The 17,284-nt window shown below is 70.5% G+C and carries 18 protein-coding genes; 2 read left to right on the top strand and 16 right to left on the bottom strand.

Annotated features, from left to right (window positions below):
- The 16 genes from AC1DOC_RS02975 to AC1DOC_RS02900 form a co-directional block, all read right to left on the bottom strand.
- On the bottom strand, positions 1 to 903 hold a 903-nt coding region (locus AC1DOC_RS02975), incomplete at its 3' end, for a Bug family tripartite tricarboxylate transporter substrate binding protein (RefSeq protein WP_478129386.1).
- Between the two features lie 46 nt (positions 904 to 949).
- Positions 950 to 2,131, bottom strand: a complete 1,182-nt coding sequence (locus tag AC1DOC_RS02970; protein WP_478129385.1) for a thiolase — start codon at positions 2,129 to 2,131, stop codon at positions 950 to 952.
- Positions 2,128 to 2,517, bottom strand: a complete 390-nt coding sequence (locus tag AC1DOC_RS02965; protein WP_015865825.1) for an OB-fold domain-containing protein — start codon at positions 2,515 to 2,517, stop codon at positions 2,128 to 2,130. Before AC1DOC_RS02965 ends, AC1DOC_RS02970 begins: the two co-directional genes overlap by 4 nt.
- On the bottom strand, positions 2,514 to 4,829 hold the full coding sequence (locus tag AC1DOC_RS02960; RefSeq protein WP_478129384.1) for a long-chain-fatty-acid--CoA ligase: 2,316 nt from the start codon (positions 4,827 to 4,829) through the stop codon (positions 2,514 to 2,516). The genes AC1DOC_RS02965 and AC1DOC_RS02960 overlap by 4 nt, the downstream gene beginning before the upstream one ends.
- Positions 4,826 to 5,992: an acyl-CoA dehydrogenase family protein gene (locus AC1DOC_RS02955; RefSeq protein ID WP_015865822.1), complete on the bottom strand. Its 1,167-nt coding sequence runs from the start codon at positions 5,990 to 5,992 to the stop codon at positions 4,826 to 4,828. The genes AC1DOC_RS02960 and AC1DOC_RS02955 overlap by 4 nt, the downstream gene beginning before the upstream one ends.
- A complete protein-coding gene (locus tag AC1DOC_RS02950) occupies positions 5,989 to 6,828 on the bottom strand; it encodes an SDR family NAD(P)-dependent oxidoreductase (protein ID WP_015865821.1) in 840 nt (279 codons plus the stop codon). Before AC1DOC_RS02950 ends, AC1DOC_RS02955 begins: the two co-directional genes overlap by 4 nt.
- Before the next feature lie 21 nt (positions 6,829 to 6,849).
- Positions 6,850 to 7,278 carry a MaoC family dehydratase gene (locus AC1DOC_RS02945; protein ID WP_041945786.1) on the bottom strand — a complete coding sequence of 143 codons (429 nt, stop codon included), beginning with the start codon at positions 7,276 to 7,278 and terminating at the stop codon, positions 6,850 to 6,852.
- Between the two features lie 17 nt (positions 7,279 to 7,295).
- Positions 7,296 to 7,739: a MaoC family dehydratase N-terminal domain-containing protein gene (locus AC1DOC_RS02940; protein ID WP_015865819.1), complete on the bottom strand. Its 444-nt coding sequence runs from the start codon at positions 7,737 to 7,739 to the stop codon at positions 7,296 to 7,298.
- On the bottom strand, positions 7,736 to 8,920 hold the full coding sequence (locus tag AC1DOC_RS02935; RefSeq protein WP_208856361.1) for a lipid-transfer protein: 1,185 nt from the start codon (positions 8,918 to 8,920) through the stop codon (positions 7,736 to 7,738). Before AC1DOC_RS02935 ends, AC1DOC_RS02940 begins: the two co-directional genes overlap by 4 nt.
- 108 nt (positions 8,921 to 9,028) lie before the next feature.
- On the bottom strand, positions 9,029 to 9,463 hold the full coding sequence (locus tag AC1DOC_RS02930) for a PaaI family thioesterase (RefSeq protein WP_015865817.1): 435 nt from the start codon (positions 9,461 to 9,463) through the stop codon (positions 9,029 to 9,031).
- Positions 9,460 to 10,278: an SDR family oxidoreductase gene (locus tag AC1DOC_RS02925; RefSeq protein WP_041945785.1), complete on the bottom strand. Its 819-nt coding sequence runs from the start codon at positions 10,276 to 10,278 to the stop codon at positions 9,460 to 9,462. The genes AC1DOC_RS02930 and AC1DOC_RS02925 overlap by 4 nt, the downstream gene beginning before the upstream one ends.
- A 17-nt stretch (positions 10,279 to 10,295) precedes the next feature.
- Positions 10,296 to 11,276, bottom strand: a complete 981-nt coding sequence (locus tag AC1DOC_RS02920; RefSeq protein WP_015865815.1) for a tripartite tricarboxylate transporter substrate binding protein — start codon at positions 11,274 to 11,276, stop codon at positions 10,296 to 10,298.
- A gap of 46 nt (positions 11,277 to 11,322) precedes the next feature.
- The gene (locus AC1DOC_RS02915) at positions 11,323 to 11,742 is read right to left on the bottom strand and encodes a PaaI family thioesterase (RefSeq protein WP_015865814.1); all 420 of its coding nucleotides are present in this window, start codon (positions 11,740 to 11,742) and stop codon (positions 11,323 to 11,325) included.
- Positions 11,742 to 13,244: an AMP-binding protein gene (locus AC1DOC_RS02910; protein WP_015865813.1), complete on the bottom strand. Its 1,503-nt coding sequence runs from the start codon at positions 13,242 to 13,244 to the stop codon at positions 11,742 to 11,744. Before AC1DOC_RS02910 ends, AC1DOC_RS02915 begins: the two co-directional genes overlap by 1 nt.
- A gap of 98 nt (positions 13,245 to 13,342) precedes the next feature.
- Entirely contained in the window at positions 13,343 to 14,356 is a 1,014-nt protein-coding gene (locus AC1DOC_RS02905; protein WP_478129383.1) for an AraC family transcriptional regulator, read from the bottom strand.
- A 64-nt stretch (positions 14,357 to 14,420) separates the two neighbouring features.
- Positions 14,421 to 15,602, bottom strand: a complete 1,182-nt coding sequence (locus AC1DOC_RS02900) for a CaiB/BaiF CoA transferase family protein (RefSeq protein ID WP_015865811.1) — start codon at positions 15,600 to 15,602, stop codon at positions 14,421 to 14,423.
- Between the two features lie 141 nt (positions 15,603 to 15,743).
- On the opposite strand from AC1DOC_RS02900, the gene AC1DOC_RS02895 reads away from it, so the two are divergent.
- Positions 15,744 to 16,154 carry a hypothetical protein gene (locus AC1DOC_RS02895; RefSeq protein ID WP_230537802.1) on the top strand — a complete coding sequence of 137 codons (411 nt, stop codon included), beginning with the start codon at positions 15,744 to 15,746 and terminating at the stop codon, positions 16,152 to 16,154.
- Between the two features lie 139 nt (positions 16,155 to 16,293).
- Positions 16,294 to 17,284 (top strand): chromate efflux transporter (gene chrA, locus AC1DOC_RS02890; RefSeq protein ID WP_478129382.1); only part of this gene is annotated, 991 nt, incomplete at its 3' end.

Here is a 17,284-nt window from a genome sequence, read left to right as displayed (position 1 = left end):
CTGCAGGCCCAGCGCCTCGATCTTGGCGCTCACGTCGGGCAGGTGCACGATGCGGTCGATCTCGTCGGACAGCTTCTGCACCACCGGCGCGGGCGTGGCGGCGGGCAGGAACACGCCGAACCAGCCGTAGGGGTCGAAGGAGTGAAAGCCCAGCTCGGCGAAGGTGGGCACGTCGGGCAGGCCGGGCATGCGCTGCGTGCCGGTCACGGCCAGCGGGCGCATCGACTTGAGGTGCGGCCGCGCGGTGGCGCTGTCGATGAAGGCCGAGGCGAGCTGGCCGCCCACCAGGTTGGTGACCAGTGGCGCGGCGCCCTGGAACGGCACGTGCACCAGGTCGATGCCGGCCTGCATGTTCAACAGCGCGCCCTGGATGTGCGACGAAGTGCCGGCGCCGTAGCTGCCGAAGTTGTACTTGCCGGGGCTCTGCTTCACCATCGCGATGAAGTCCTTGAGGTTCTTTGCGGGCGAATCGAGCGGCACGGCCAGCATGCTGGGGCTGCGCGCAATCATGGTGACGGGCGCGAAGTCCTTCAGTGGGTCGTAGGCGAGCTTGTCCATGAGCGGCGGCTGCTGGATCAGCGCGGTGATGGCGATGAGCAGCGTGTGGCCGTCGGCCGGCGCCTTGGCGACGAAGCCGTTGCCGATGGTGCCGCCGGCGCCGGGGCGGTTCTCCACCAGCACAGTCTGCCCCCAGGCTTCCTGCAGCTTCTGGCCGATGGTGCGCGCCAGCGCGTCGGTGGCGCCGCCGGCGGGGTAGGGCACGATCAGCTTGAGCGGCTGGCTCGGATAGGCGGAGTGCGCGGCCGTTTGCGTGGCTGTTTGTGCCAAGGCCGGCGCGCTGAGCAGAAGCGCCAGGCCTGCGGCCGCGCAGAGCCTTCGTACCAGCATCGATGTCGTCTTCATGGGCTTGTCTCCTCTTCGGGGGTGGAATAACTCGGCTCGATTCGGCTCAACGCAGCGCTTCGGCCGTGCCCAGGATCGCGGTGGCCTGGCTCGACAGCATGCCGCCGTTGCCATGCGCGAGCGCGGTCTGCGCGTTCTYCACCTGGCGCTCGCCGCATTCGCCGCGCAACTGCCGCACGGTCTCGATGAGCGCGAAGATGCCGTACATGCCGGGATGCACGCACGACAGCCCGCCGCCGTTGGTGTTCACGGGCAGCCGGCCGCCGGGGGCAATGGCGCCGTCGGCCACGAAGCGGCCGCCTTCGCCCTTGGGGCAGAAGCCCAGGTCTTCGAGGAACAGCAGCGTGTTGATGGTGAAGGCGTCGTACAGCTGCACCACGTCCATGTCCGCGGGTGCGAGCCCGGCCATCGCGAAGGCCTCGCGGCCCGATTGGCGGGCCGCCGTGACGGTGAGGTCCGCCATCGAGGAGATCTGCCGGTTCCACACCGCCGTGGCGTTGCCCAGCACATAGACCGGCTTTCTCGGCAGGTCCCTCGCGCGCTCGGCGCTCACCAGCACGCAGGCGCCGGCGCCATCGGTGACCAGGCAGCAGTCGCGCACGCCCAGCGGGTCCGACACCATGCGGGCGCCCAGCACGTCTGCGCGCGTGAGCGGCTCGCGCATGAAGGCTTCGGGGTTGAGCCCGGCCCAGGCGCGCGCGGCCACCGCCACGTCGGCCAGCTGCTCGCGCGTGGTGCCGAATTCGTGCATGTGGCGCGACGCCGCCAGCGCGTAGGCCGACACCGGCAGCATCGGCTCGTAAGGGTGCTCGTAGGGCTGCGGGTCGAGAAAGCGGCGCGCCGCCACGATCTCTCTCCGGCCGAAGGCGGCACTGCGCTGCGCGCTGCCGTAGCAGATGAGCACCGCGCTGCATTGGCCCGAACGGATGGCCTGCATCGCGGGCAGCAGGTGCGCGATGAAGCTGCTGCCGCCCAGCATGGTGCCGTCGATGTAGCGCGGATTGAGGCCCAGGTATTCGACCACCGGCAGCGTCCACATTGCGGCCGAGGCGCTGGCGGTGCAGAGGCCGTCGATGTCGCGCATCTGAAGGCCCGCATCCGCCACCGCCGCGCGCGCGGCGCGCGCCAGCAGTTCCATGTCGGTGAAGCCCGGCGCTTCGCCGCAGCCGAAGGTGGCGGCGCCGGCGATGGCCGCGCTGCCGCGCAAGGCCTTCAGTTCCGCGCTCATCGAGTGGCTCCTTCGACGGCATCGAACAGCACCAGGCCGCGGCCGTCCTTCACCTGCACCCGCGCGCGGACGCGCTGGCCGATGCGCACCGCTTCGGGCGCGAGGTTCTCGATGCGGCTCATGAGCCGCACGCCTTCGTCGAGATCGACCAGGCTCACGTTGAGGTCGCCGCCGTCGGCCGGCTTGCGCCGCACGGTCGTCACGGCATGCACGGTGCCCAGGCCGCCAGGCGCCTTCCATTCGAGCGCCGTGCCGCCGCAGTGCGGACAGCTTTCGCGCGGGTAGTAGACGTGGCGGCCGCAGTCGCCGCAGCGCTGCAGCAGGAAACGGCCGGCGTCCAGCTCGCGCTGGTGGAAGGCCTGCACGCCGAGGCGGTGGTCGTTCATCGGGCTTGCTCCTTGTGGACCGGCCACTGGAAGGGCAGCGGCTTCTTGTCGAGGAAATGGTTCACCGCCTCGCGGTGCTCGGCACTGCCGAAGGCCAGCGCCTGCGCGTTCGCCTCGGTGTCGAGCAGCGCGGCCAGCGCGCCGGCATCGCCGGTGGCGCGCTTCACCAGGCTCACGGCCAGGGGCGAGGCGCCGGCAAAGCTCTGGGCCAGCGCCAGCGCGCGCGGCAGCAGCTGCGCGGGTTCGTGCAGTTCCATCGCAATGCCGAGCTCGAGCGCCTCGGCCGCGCCGACCTCGCGCGCCGACAGCATCAGCTCGCGTGCGCGCTGCGCGCCCACCACGCGCGGCAAGGTGTAGAAGGCGCCGCAGTCCGGCACCAGGCCGAGCTTGAGAAACGACATGCAGAAGCGCGCGCGCGGGCTTGCGAGCACGAAGTCGGCCGCGAGCGCCAGGCTGAAGCCCGCGCCATAGGCCGCGCCATCGACCGCGGCGATCACGGGCTTGTCGAGCAGGATCAGCTCGCTGAACCAGCGCTGCGTGGCCTGCATGCGCTCGCGCCAGCCGGCGTTGTCGAGCTTTGCATCGGCAATGCCGCGCAGGTCGCCGCCTGAGCAGAACTGGCCGTTGGCGCCGGCCAGCACCAGCGCGCGCACCTCGGGGTCGCCGCGCACCTGCGCGATGGCCCGGGCGAGCTCGTCGCGCATGGCGGGGGCGAGCGCGTTGCGGTTGGCGGGCGTGTCGTAGACGGCCATGCGCTCGCGGCACCAGGCGACGATGTCCTCTTCGGCGACGTGGCCGCGCAGCGCGGGCTTGAGCACCACCAGCGCCTTGACCGATTCGCCGCGCCTGCCGTCGGGCACCGCGATCACGCAGGCCTCGTGGATGGCCGGATGCTCGTACATCGCGTTCTCCACTTCGGTGGGCCAGACCTTGTAGCCCGAGGCATTGATCATTCGCTTGAGCCGGTCGCGCAGGAAGAAGTAGCCGTCCTCGTCCATCGAGGCCAGGTCGCCGGTGCGGAAGAAGCGCTGGCCGCCGATCTCGATGAAGGCCTCGCGGTCAGCCTCCGGGTTGCGCCAGTAGCCCTTCATGAGCTGCGCGCCGCGCGTGACCAGCTCGCCCACCTCGCCAGGCGGCAGTTCCTCGAACGTGACCGGATCGACGATGCGCGAGTCCACGCCCTGCGTCGGCGTGCCCAGGCACTGGCGCTTGCCGCGTGCGGGCGGATTGGCGTGCAGGAAGGATGCGGTCTCGGTCAGGCCATAGCCTTCGTTGTACGAAAGGCCGCGGCGCTGCAGGAGCATGGCGGCCACCGCCTCGGGCATCGCGGCGCCGCCGCCCGACAGCAGCGCCAGGCTCGAGAGGTCGCGCCGCTCGGCTTCGGCGTGGGAGAACAGGTCGATCACCATCGCCGGCGGCGCCGACCAGGCCGTGACCGCATGGCGCTCGATCAGGCGCGCGGCCATCGCCGGGTCCCAGCGCGGCATCATCACCGCGGTGGCGCCCAGGAACATCGGCAGGTTCATGCCGTTCTGCAGGCCCAGCATGTGGAAGAGCGGCGCAACGGCCAGCGTGACCGTCTCCACATGCAGCTGCTTCCACACCGCCGAGGAAGCGAGCGAGGCCAGCAGCGTCGCATGGGTGTGCATGCAGCCCTTCGGGTGGCCTGTGGTGCCCGAGGTGTAGGGCAGCACGGCCAGGTCGTCGGGCAACAGGGGCAATGCCGCGGGCGCGAGGCCGAGCGCGATCGCCTGCTCGAAGCCATGCAGTCGCGCGTCGTCGAGTGGCGCGCGCGGCGCCGTGACCCAGCCGGGCAGCGCGTCGTCGCTCGCCGACGCATCAATCGCGTCGGCATAGGCATGGACGAGCGCGGCGCGCAGCTCGCCTTCGCCTTCGCCGAACGCGAGCACGGGCAGCAGCTCCTGCGCGACGAAGGCGATGCGCGCACCGCTGTCTGCCGCGTAGTGCCGCACCTCCGCGGCCTTGCTCATCGGGTTCACCGGCACCACCACGGCGCCCGCGCGCAGCACGGCGTAGAAGGCCGTCACGAACTGCGGGCAGTTCTGGCTCGCGAGCAGCACGCGGTCGCCGGGCGCGACGCCCAGGCGCTGCTGCAGGTAGCCGGCCAGCGCGTCGACGCGTTCGCGCAGCTGCGCATAGGAGGTGGCCGCGCCGCAGTAGACGATGGCGGGCTTGCCGGGATAGCGGCGCGCCGCGGTGTCCAGGTAGTCGGGCAGCGTGGCGCGCGGCACGCGCAGCTCGCGCGCCACGCCCTTGGGCCAGAAGCGGAAGTGCGGCGGCCTGGCGTTCATTGCTTTTCCATCGCCCGCGCGATGATTTCCTTCATCACCTCGTTGGCGCCGCCGTAGATGCGGCCCACGCGCACATCGGCATAGAGCCGCGCGACGGGGTATTCGTTCATGAAGCCGTAGCCGCCGTGCAGCTGCAGGCATTCGTCGACGATGCGGCAGCAGGCGTCGGTGGTCCACCACTTGGCCATGGCGGCCGTCGGCACGTCGAGCTCGCCCTGCATCAGGCGTGCGATGCAGTCGTCGACGAAGGCGCGCGCCACCTGCGCCTGCGTCTCGCATTCAGCCAGCTTGAAGCGGGTGTTCTGCATCTTCAAAAGCGGCTCACCGAACACCTGGCGGTCGCGCACGTAGCCGAGCGTGTCGCCGATGGCGCGCTGCATGGTCGCGACCGCGCCGACCGCGATCAGCAAGCGCTCGCGCGGCAGTTGCTGCATGAGCTGCGCGAAGCCGCGGCCCTCTTCGCCGCCCAGCAGGTGGTCGGCCGGCACGCGCACGTCGTCGAAGAACAGTTCGGTGGTGTCGAGCGTCTTCTGGCCCATCTTGTCGAGCAGCGGCCCGCGGCGGAAACCTGAAGTGCCCTCGGTCTCGACCATCAGCAGCGAGATGCCCTTGCCGCCGGCCGCCGCATCGGTCCTGGCCGCGACGCAGACCAGGCCCGCGTGCATGCCGTTGGTGATGAAGGTCTTGCTGCCGCTGATGCGCCAGTGGCCGCCGTCGCGCCGTGCCTGCGTCTTGATGCGCTGCAGGTCGGTGCCGGCGCCGGGCTCGGTCATGGCGATGGCCGCCACCAGCTCGCCGCTGGCCATGCGCGGCAGCCAGCGCTGCTTCTGCGCCTCGGTGCCGTAGGCCAGCAGGTAGTGGGCGACGATGCCGCTGTGCACGTTGTTGCTGAAACCCTGCGCCATGGCGCGCATCTGCTCCTCGCAGATCACCGCCTCGTGCAGGAAGCTGCCGCCGCCGCCGCCATATTCTTCGGGGATGCTGGCGCACAGCAGCCCGGCCGCACCGGCCTTGGTCCAGATCTCGCGGTCGGCATGGTGCTGCGCACGCCAGCGCGGCTCGTGGGGAACGCATTCGCGCTCGAAGAAGCGGCGCGCGCTGGTGCGCAGCATCTCGAGTTCTTCGTTCATCCACGGCCGCGTGGCGACGGCCCCGCCGGTCATGGCCGCCCGCCTCCGCAGACCAGCACCTGGCCGCTCACGTAGTTCGACTCCGGAATGCAGAACAGGTAGACCGCGCCCGCTGCTTCCTGCGGCGTGCCGCCGCGGCCGAGCGGGATCAGCGCCTCGGCGTTCTTGAGGATCTGCGGGTTGACGCCGACCTTGATCTGCCGGCCCTCGATGTCGATGCTCGCGCCCGCGCCGGCATCGGCTTCGGTCAGCCGCGTCTTGATCAGGCCGAAGGCCACGCTGTTGACCGTGACCTTGTAGCGGCCCCATTCCTTGGCCATGGCCTTGGTCAGGCCGTTGATGCCGGCCTTGGCGGCCGCGTAGTTGGCCTGGCCTGCGTTGCCGTACACGCCCGAGGTGGACGAGATGTTGACCACCTTGCGGAACACCTCGCGGCCTTCGTCGGCTTCGCGCCTGGCCGCATCGCGGATGAAGCTGGAGGCCGCGCGCAGGATGCGGAATGGCGCCGTGAGGTGCACGGCCAGCATCGCTTCCCACTGCTCGTCGCTCATCTTCTGCACCACGTTGTCCCAGGTGTAGCCGGCGTTGTTGACGACGATGTCCAGGCCGCCGTAGCTGTCGACCGCGGTGCGCACGAAGCGGTCGGCAAAGCCGGCGTCCGTCACGCTGCCAGGGCAGGCGATGGCGCTGCCGCCCGCTGCCACGATGTCATTGACGGTCTGCGCGGCGGGTCCGGCATCGAGGTCGTTGATGACCACGCGCGCGCCGTCGCCTGCGAGCTTGAGCGCGATCTCGCGCCCGATGCCGCGGCCGGAGCCGGAAACGATGGCGACCTTGCCTTCGAGTTTTCTGTGGGTGCTGCTGTTCATGGGTTGTCTCCTCGGGATGTGTCAGGGCCAGGCGACCAGTGCCTCGGCGCTCAGCCTGGCGGCGCCTTCGTGGTTGGCCGTCATGAGCTTCAGCCGCACGCTGCGCCGGCCCTCGTGCTCGAACTTCTCGGCCACCGTGCCGGTGCAGCGGATGCGCTCGCCCACCTGGGTGATGGCGGCAAAGCGCAGGTCGAGCGAGCGGATCGCCGGCTGCGGCACCCAATGGGTCAGCAGCCGCGCGAGCCAGGCCGCCGAGAGCATGCCGTGCGCGAACACGTCGGGCATGCCGGCGGATCTGGCGAAGTCGATGTCGACGTGGATCGGGTTGTGGTCGCCCGAGGCACCGCAGTACAGCGCCAGGTCGAGCCGGCGGATCGGCGGCAATTCGAGCGGGGGCAGGGCGTCGCCGGGCTGCAGTGCGTTCCAGTCGGGGAGGGTGGCGGTGGTCATCGCAAACTTCCGGTTCTTCATGAGTTGCGCACGACGGTCACGCAGCGCAGCTCGGCCACGAGCTCATCGCGCTGGTTGCTGACGGCGGTCTTGCGCACGACGAATTCGAGCGCGCCGTTCTTCTTGTCGTAGATGTCCTCGATGCGCTGGCGGAAGGTGAGCGTGTCGCCCGCATAGGCCATCGCGTGGTAGCTGAAGCCCTGCTCGCCGTGCAGCAGGCTGCGGTAGTCCATGCCCAGCAGCTCGCGGATGGCGGCCGGGTTGGGCGCCTCCATCTCCAGGCAGAAGAGAAAGGTGGGCGGCACCGGCAGGCCCGGATGCCCCGCATCGTGCGCGGCGGCCTCGTCGATGTAGACGGGATCGGCCTGGCCCGTGGCCTTGGCGAAGAAGCGCAGGCGGCCTTTTTCCACTTCCACCTGGAAGGGCGGGAGCTGGTGGCCGATGTGGCGGCGGTCGATCATCTGGATTGATAGAGCGTGACCACGCAGGCGCCGCCCAGGCCCAGGTTGTGCTGCAGCGCGAGCCGTGCGCCTTCGACCTGGCGCTGCTCGGCCCGGCCGCGCAATTGCCACACCAGCTCCGCGCACTGCGCAAGGCCCGTGGCGCCGAGCGGATGGCCCTTGGACAGCAGGCCGCCCGAAGGATTGGTTACCACGCGCCCGCCGTAGGTGTTGTCGCCCTCGACGATGAAGCGCTCGGCCGTGCCCTCGGGCGTGAGGCCCAGCGCCTCGTAGGTGATGAGCTCGTTGGCGGTGAAGCAGTCGTGCAGCTCCACCACGTCGAGTTCCTCGGGGCCGATGCCGGCGTCTTCGTACACCTGGCGGGCGGCGGCGGCGGTCATGTCGTAGCCGACCAGCTTGCGCATGTCCTTGCTCTCGAAGGTGGAAGGCGTATCGGTGGTCATGGCCTGCGCGGCGATCACCACGCGCATGTCGAGGCCGTGCTTCTCTGCGAACTCGGCCGAGCAGACGATGGCCGCGGCCGCGCCGCAGGTGGGCGGGCAGCACTGGAAGCGCGTGAGCGGATCGAACACCAGCGGCGAGGCCATCACCTCGTCGAGCGTCAGCGTCTGGCGGAACACCGCGAGCGGGTTGCGCGCCGCATGCTGGCGCGCCTTCACCGAGATGCGGCCGAAGGTATCGCGCCGGATGCCGTGCTGCGCCATGTAGTCGCGGCCGGCGCCGCCGAAGAACTGCGCGGCGCGCGGCGCTTCGGGCACGTAGCCCTGCTTTTCGGCCATGGTCTCGGCGAAGCGCGCCATCGGCGAGGGGCGGTCGTCGTAGGCGCCCTTGAGCGCGCCGGGCTGCATCTGCTCAAAGCCGAGCGCGATCGCGCATTCGACCATGCCGCTCTCGACCGCCTGGCGCGCGAGGAACAGCGCGCTGGAGCCGGTGGAGCAGTTGTTGTTGAGGTTGAACACCGGAATGCCGCTCAGGCCGACGCCGTAGATGGCGGCCTGCCCCGCGGTGGAGTCGCCGTAGACATAGCCGACATAGGCCTGCTGCACCAGTGAATAGTCGACGCCGGCGTCGTCGAGCGCAAGCCTGGCGGCGCGCGCACCCATCACGGTGTAGGGGTCGCTGGCGCCGGGCTTGGTGAAGGGGATCATGCCCACGCCGACCACATGGACGGGGCGCTGCATACGTGTCATGGAAACTCCTGGATGAGACGCGGTGACGATGGATGAAGTCTCCGCCGCTGCGCGGGCTTCAACAATCGCGGATCGGCCCAAAACGATTGGCCGAAACGCTCAAGCCGGGTCGCGGTAGCGGAAGGTACCCATCGCACGCGCCGCCACCTCGCCGCTGGCATCGGTGACGGTGGCCTCGCAAAAGCACACCGAACGCCCGCCGCCCGTGGCGCGCCCCTGCGCCTGCAGCAGCCCGCCCGCGGGCCGCATGAAGGCGATGTGCATGTCGACCGTGACGACCTCGCGTGCATAGCCCACGCGCGAGAGCGCGGCATGCGCCATCGCGCTGTCGAGCAGGGTCATCAGCACGCCGCCGTGGCCGCTCGCGTGGTTGTTCAGCAGTTCGGGGCGCAGCACCACCGACACCAGCGATTCGCCGCCCTCCGCATGCTCGAGCCTGAGCCCGAGGTGCTCGGAAAAGGGCACGTGGCGCTGCGGTCCGCTGCGCGGCCGGCCGTCGCCTTCCTGCGGCGCGCTCGCAAGGTGCAGGCTCATGGCGCGGACCCCCGCTTCGACGCGGCCGCTGCCGCCGTGAAATCGCGCGGCCCGGTCAGCGCCAGGCCGCCGTCCACGGGAATGACGGCGCCCGTGATGTAGGAGCCCCAGTCGCTCGCGAGCATCATCGCCATGCGGCTGATGTCCTCGATGCGGCCCAGGCGCTTGAGCGGCACGCGATCGGCCATCGCGGCCATGGTGCCTTCGGTGGGCGCGAGCCGCTTCAGGCCCTCGGTGTCGGCGATCGGCCCGGGCACGATGGAGTTGATGCGGATGCCCTGCGGGCCCCACTCGAGCGCGAGCACCTGCGTCAGCATGTCGACACCCGCCTTGGCCGCGCACACATGGGCCTGGAAGGGCGTGGGCGTGAAGGCCTGGCCGGCCGAGATCTGGATCACRCAGGCGCCGGGCCGGCGCAGGTGCGCATGCGCGAGCCGCGCGACGTTGAAGCTGCCCAGCAGGTCGATGTCGACCACCGTCTTGAAGGCATTGGGCGACATGTCGAGCGCGCTCGCAAGAAAGTTGCCCGCGGCGCCCGAGACCAGCACGTCGATGGGGCCGAAGCGCTCGGCGCCCTGCGCGAAGGCGCGTTCCAGCGCCTCGGGCTGGCGCACGTCGGCCGCAATGCCCAGGGCCTGCGTGCCGAGCGCCTCGAGCTGCTGCGCCGCCGCGGCCACCTTGTCGGCCGAGCGGCTGAGCACCGTGAGGCGCGCACCGGCGCGCGCAAAAGCCTGCGCGATGCCGAAGTTGATGCCGCTGGAGCCGCCGGCCACGGCCACGTGGCGGCCCGAGAAATCGAAGGCGGAAAAATCCATGGGGTTCATCGCTGTGTTCACTCCGGCTTGAAGCCGATCTCGGCCAGCATCTTGCGTTCGCGCTCGAACTGCGCACGGGCGTAGCCGGCATAGCCCTCGCCGGTCATCAGCTTGGGCTGCATGTCGAACAGATCCAGCTGCTGGAGGTAGGCCGGGTCCGCCGCGGCCTTGCTGAAGGCCGTGTGCAGCCTGGCGGCAATCTTCGGATCAAGGTTCTTCGGCGCGACCAGGCCCACCGGCGACTCGATCACCATGTCGTGGCCCAGCTCCTTGACGGTCGGCGCGTCGTAGCGCTTCAGGCGCTCGGCGGTGAAGGTGGCGAGCAGGCGCACCTTGCCGCCCTGCACCTGGGGCCCGAAGCCGGGATCGCCGTAGACGTCGAGGTGGCGGCCGATCACCGCCTGGAAGGCCTCGCTGCCGCCCTTGTAGGGCACCAGGTTGAAGGAGGTGCCCGCCTGCCTGGCGAGCCGCTCGGCGTAGATGCGGTTGATGCTGATCGCGCCGACGTTGCCCCAGCTGACGGCGCCGGGGCGCTTCCTGGCGTCGGCCAGCAGCTCGGGCAGCGTCTTCCAAGGCGCATCGGCGGCCACCACGATGCCGGTGGCGAGGCCGGCCAGCCCGATCAGGTAGCTGAAGTCCTTGAGCGGATCCCAGCTCACCTTCTGCACCAGCGGTGCGCGGATCACCGAGTTGTGCATGACCGCGATGGTGTAGCCGTCGGCTTCGTTCATGGTCGCCAGCGATGCGGTGCCGGTGACGCCGCCGGCGCCCGGCTTGTGCATCAGCACGATGGGCTGGCCCAGGTCCCTGGAGGCGGCCTCGGCCAGCGTGCGGAAGATCGGGTCGAAGGAGCCGCCCGGCGGAAATGGCAGCACGAGCAGGATCGGCTTGCTCGGATACGGCTCGGCGGCCAAGGCCGGGGCGGCCGCGCCGGCGCCGAGGGCGATCAGTGCGCCCAGCGCGGCGCGCCGGCTGAGCGGGCGGAAGCTGCGGTTCATGGTGTCGTGTCTCCTGTCGTTTGAAATTGGCGGCGGCGCATGCGGCTCAGGCGGCCTGCGGCAGCGGCAGGTAGCGGAAGGACCCTTGCGCTTGCGCGACCAGGCGGCCGGCCTCGTCGCTGACCGTGGCGCGGCACCAGGCCACGCTGGCGTCGTGCTGCACCACTTCGCCGTCGGCCGTGAGACGGCCGCGGCCCGGCGCGTGGAAGCTGGTGTTGAGGTTGAGCGTGACGGCGGTGCGCGCAAAGCCGAACAGCGACACCGCCGCGCTCGCCATCGCCACGTCGAGCAACGTGACCAGCACACCGCCGTGCACGGCGCCGATGACGTTGCCGAGCTCGGGCCGCGCATCGATGACGAGGCGCGCGCGGCCGCCTTCGGAGAACTCGCGGCGCGCCTCCAGCAGCCGCATGAACGGCACCTGGCCGAACAGGTGGCGGTGGTCCGCACCGGTGACGGGTTGCATCACGCCTGCAGCCGCTCGCGCAGCACGTTCTTCAGCACCTTGCCCGCGGCCGACAGCGGCAGCTCGCGCAGGAAGCTGATGCCCCGCGGGCACTTGTAGCCGGCCAGGCGCTCGCGGCACCAGGCGCGCAGTTCATCGGCATCGGCGCGCGCATCGTCGGCCAGCACGACCGCCGCATGCACCGCCTCGCCCCAGCGCGCATCGGGCACGCCGATGACCGCCGCCTGCCGCACCTGCGGATGGCTGCGCAGTGCGGCCTCCACCTCGGCGCAGTAGACGTTCTCGCCGCCGCTGATGATCATGTCCTTCAGGCGGTCGACGATGAACAGGTGGCCGTCGGGCAGCATGCGGCCCGCATCGCCGGTGCGCAGCCAGCCGTCTCGCAGCGCGGCGGCCGTGGCCTCGGGGTTGCGCCAGTAGCCCTGCATCACCATCGGCCCGCGCGCCAGCACTTCGCCGACTTCACCGCGCGGCAGTTCGCGGCCGCTCTCGTCCGCGATGATGATCTCGGCGCCCAGGCCGGCGCGGCCGACCGAGTTCAGCCGGCCGAGCGCGCGCGCTTCCGCCCGGTGGTTCGACGGCAGGTTGATGCACACGGCGCCCGCGGTTTCGGTGAGGCCGTAGGCCTGGAAGAACTCGGCATGCGGCCAGGCTTCCAGCGCGCGGTCGAGCAGGTCGGGCGGCATCGGCGCCGCACCGAAGGCGATGCGCGTGAGGCTGCGCACGCGCCCGGGCGTGAACGCCGCGTCGTCGAGCAGCGATTGCAGCATGCTCGGCACCACGACGATGTCGCCGATGCGATGCTCCTCGATGGCGTCGATGACCGCAGCGGGGCGGAACTGCGCCATCGTCACGCAGCCGCCGCCGACGATCAGCTGGCCCACCAGGCGGCCGAGCCCGGCGACGTGGAACAGCGGCGCCACCAGCAGCGAGACGGAATCGGGCGCATTGTTGAGTTCGGCGCCGCGCGTCATCGATGCGGTCCAGAAATTGGCGTGGCTCAGCATCACGCCCTTGGAGCGGCCGGTGGTGCCGCCGGTGTAGAGGATGGCGGCGAGCGCGTCGCCGCCGGTGCGCGAGTCGGGCAAGGGTTCCAGCGCCGCGCCTTCTTCTTCGAGCGCATCCAGCTGTGCAAGTGCGGGTGCATCGGCCGGCGTCAGCGCCCGCAGGCTTTCGTGCACGAGCAGCAAGGAGGCTTGGCTGTCCTGCAGCGCATGTGCGAGCTCCGGCGTGCTCCAGCGGATGTTCAAGGGACAGGCGACGGCGCCGAGCCACCAGCACGCGAGGATGGCCCGCACCAGCTGGTCGCTGTTGGGCGCGAGCAGCGCCACGCGGTCGCCGCGCGCAATGCCGCGCCGGGCCAGCGCGGCCGCCTGCCGCGCGATGCCGTCCGCCATCTGCGCATGCGTCTGGCGGCGCACGCCGGCGTCGCCCACGTGGGTGAGCGCCGCCATGCCGGGGTTGCGTTGGAGCGCGCGATGCAGGCCTTGGGTCAGGTACACGATGGAGCCACCGACGGGTAACGAAGATGCGGCACAGCTTAGGCCGCACCGCGCACCGCACCCATGGCGGGAAGCGCCAAAGGGCTTGGCGAAACCGCTCAGCGTTCCGGGCCGTGCGTCAGCCGGTATTCGCCGGGCGCCACGCCGGTCCACTGCTTGAAGGCGCGGTGGAAGGTGCTGGCTTCCGAGAAGCCCACGCGGTTGGCGATGTCCAGCAGCGGCAGCGGCGTGTGCAGCAGGTAGTCGATGGCGRSGTCGCGCCGCAGCTCGTCCTTGAKCTGCTGGAAGCCGCGGCCTTCGTCGCGCAGGCGACGGCGCAGCGTCTGCGGCGTCACCGCGAGCGCCTCGCCCACTTCCTCCAGCGACGGCAGCTCGCTGCCCAGGCCCTTGCGCAGCAACCGGCGGATGCGCTCTGTGAGGCTGCTGGTGTCGCGGTACTTCACGATCAGGTTGGCCGGCGAACCCGCGAGGAATTCGCGCAGGCTCTGCGGCGACTGCACCACCGGCAGGTCGAGCCAGCGCGCCTCGAACGACATGCCCACATGCGCCTGGCCGTAACGGATCGGCACCTGGTAGACGCGCGAGGTCTCGGTGTTGGTCTGCTCGGCCGTGTAGTCGACCTCGAGCAGCGGAATGCGGCGCGCCACCAGCCAGGAGGAGGCGTTGAAGGCGAACAGCATGAAGGCCTTCACCGCATAGTCGAGCCGCGCATCGGAAGCGCGCCGCAGCACGAACTGCACATGCGCGCTGCTGCCCTGCACCGCAAGGCGCGGCACGAAGTCGTGCAGCAGCAGGTGGTACGAAGCGAAGCCTTCGCGCAGGGCCTCGCCGAGCGTGGCGCAGCGCACCAGCTGGCGCATGCACTGGCCGAAGCTGCCGGGCGGCAGCGGGCCGCTCAAGAGGCCCCAGATCTCGTCGCGCAGCTCGCGACGCAGCGCGCGGATCAGCAGCGCGTACTGGCGCTGCGAGATGCGCGCGAGCGGCGATTCCAGCAGCGACGGCGCGATGCCCGCGCGGACCAGCACGCGCGCCGCATCGACGCCGCGGTGGCGCGCGCCCATCAGGATGCTGTGCACTTGCTGGATGGCAACGGTGTGGTGGGTGAGCGTCATCGGTGGCGGCCGTTGCTGCAACTCGGCCGGTGGGATTGTAGGCAGCGCCCCGGGAGGCAGTGCCTCAATCGATGGCGCCGGCGGCCCGCAGCGCGGCCACGGCCGATGCATCGAGCCCGGCCTGCCGCAGGATCTCGTCGGTGTGCTCGCCGGCGCGCGGGGCGGCGCGGGGAACAGACGGCTCGAAGCCGGTCATCTTGATCGGGCAGCCGAGCTGCGGCGGCGCGGCGTCATCGGTCGCAACGCGCATGCCGCGCGCGCGGAAATGCGGATGCGCCAGCGTCTCGTCGATGCGCAGCACCGGCGTCACGCAGCCCGTGCCGTCGTGGAACAGGCCGCGCCAGTGCGCGAGCGGCCGCGCGCCGAAGATCGCGGCCAGCTCCGCGCGCAGGCGCTCCTCGGTGGCGGCATCGCCGCTGCGGTGCAGCGGTGCGAGGTCGGGGCGCTCGAGCAGGCGGCACAGGTCGTGCCAGAACTTGGGCTCCAGCGCACCCACCGCCAGCTGCCGGCCGTCGGCCGTGCGGTAGTAGCCGTAGCAGGCGAGCGCGCCCGTCAGCGCGCTGTGGCCGATGCGCGGCACGCTGCCGTGCTGGTGCAGGCCGGCCAGCGGCAGCACCGCATGGGCCAGCACGCCGTCGGCCATCGCGATGTCGACATGCCGCCCGCGTCCGCTGCGCGCGGCATCGAACAGCGCGGCCAGGATCCCGGCCACCGCGGTCATGGTGCCACCCAGCAGATCGGCCACGGGCAGGTTCGACAGGGCCGGTCCCGCGGCATTGCCGACCTGGTCGGCCACGCCGGCAAGCGCCGCGTAGTTCAGGTCGTGCCCGGGCGTGTCGCTGAGCGGCCCGGTCTGGCCGAAGCCGCTGATGCTGCAGTAGACGATGCGCGGGTTCGCGGCCGCCACCGCTTCATAGCCGACGCCCAGCCGCTGCATCACGCCGGGCCGGAAGCCCTCCACCAGCACGTCGGCCTCGCGGCACAGGCGCAGCAGCGTGGCCACGCCCTGCGCGTGCTTCAGGTCGATGCGGATCGCGCGCTTGTTGCGGTTGACGAGCGCACGCACGCTGGGGCTCGCGTAATCGCCGGCGCCGGTGTCTTCGATCTTGATCACGTCGGCGCCGAGGTCGGCCAGGTGCATGGCACCGAGCGGACCGGGCAGCAGGCGGGTCAGGTCGAGCACGCGCACGCCGGCGAGCGGCGCGCCTTTGGCTGCGCCGGCGATGGGTTCGGGGGAAGAGGTCATGTGGGCTGCAATCTAGGCGGCGCGGGGCGGCGCGGCAATGGCGGCACCGCTCCGGGCGATTGGCGAAAAGCGTCAGGGGGCGCCATGGCGCGGCTTGTTGCCGGCGTATGCTTCGGGATGCGGAGGTTTCAGATGCTCCCCATGGTCATTGCGCTCATAGCGACCGTCGTCCTGCTCGTCTGGATGGGATTCTTCATGATGGGCTCGCTGCCACTGCTGGTGCTCAAGCACGACACACCGCTGGACTCGCGCTTCATCCGGGGCCTTTTCAACGTCTACTACGTTGCCGTGATGCTGACGGCGAGCGCGGCAGCACTCAGCTACACGTGGGCCGGCAAACCCGCTTTCGCCCTGGGCATGGCTCTCATCGCAGCCTGGGCATTCGCGCTGCGCCGCTGGATCATCATCCCGCGCATGGACATGCTGCGGCACACGATACCGGCCGCTGACACTTCGATCTTCCGGTTCCGCCGGCTGCACGTCGCCGGGATGATGCTCAACGTGGCGCAATTGGCCACGGTGGCCTGGGCCCTGACGCGGTTGGGTCTTTGAACCGGCCGCGCCAACCTGCGCGCAGGAGCTGCAGCGCAGCGGCTGGTGTTACGATGCCGGCATCGGGAAAACAGCCTCCCGTTCTGCAAAGTCAGACGGTGTCCCGTCCAAGCGCTGGTGACTCACAACGGAGCCTTCCGTGGACACCGCCTTGCCTGACGCACCTCCTGCGCTTCCTGCGCCCTCCCAGCCTGTTTCCTTCGCCGAAGCGCTTCGCTTCTGGCTCAAGCTCGGCTTCATCAGCTTCGGCGGGCCCGCCGGACAGATCGCGATCATGCATGCCGAGCTGGTCGAGCGCCGGCGCTGGATCAGCGAAAAGCGCTTCCTGCATGCGCTGAACTTCTGCATGCTGCTGCCCGGGCCCGAGGCGCAGCAGCTGGCCACCTACATCGGCTGGCTCATGCACCGCACCCGCGGCGGCATCGTGGCGGGCGCACTGTTCGTGCTGCCTTCGCTGTTCATCCTGATCGCGCTGTCGTGGATCTACCTGCGCTTCGGCAACGTGCCGGTGGTGGCCGGCATCTTCTACGGCATCAAGCCGGCGGTCACCGCACTGGTGCTGCACGCGGCGCATCGCATCGGCAGCCGCGCATTGAAGAACCGGTGGATGTGGGGCATTGCCGCGGCCGCCTTCGTGGCCATCTTCGCTTTCGACACGCCATTCCCCGCGATCGTGCTGGCCGCCGGGCTGGTCGGCCACTTCGGCGCGCGATGGGCGCCCGGCGTGTTTGCGCCGGGCGGCGGCCACGGCAGCGCCGCGCAGAGCTACGGCCCGGCACTCATCGACGACGACACGCCCACGCCGCCGCATGCGCGCTTCTCGCGCTCGCGCCTGGCCGGGATCCTTGCGGCCGGGCTCGGCCTGTGGCTGCTGGCGATGGGCATGCTTGTCGCCACGCAGGGGCTGCACGGCACGCTCACGCAGATGGGCTGGTTCTTCACCAAGGCGGCGCTCCTGACCTTCGGCGGCGCCTATGCCGTGCTTCCCTACGTCTACCAGGGTGCGGTCGAGCAATACCACTGGCTCTCCGGCGCGCAGATGATCGACGGGCTGGCGCTGGGTGAGACGACGCCGGGCCCGCTGATCATGGTGGTGGCTTTCGTCGGCTTCGTCGGCGGATGGCTGAAGC

It is taken from the genome of Variovorax sp. 01T439_2 (assembly GCF_056398445.1).
Note: the sequence above shows the minus strand (reverse complement) of the source record. Positions and strands in the feature narration are given on the sequence as shown.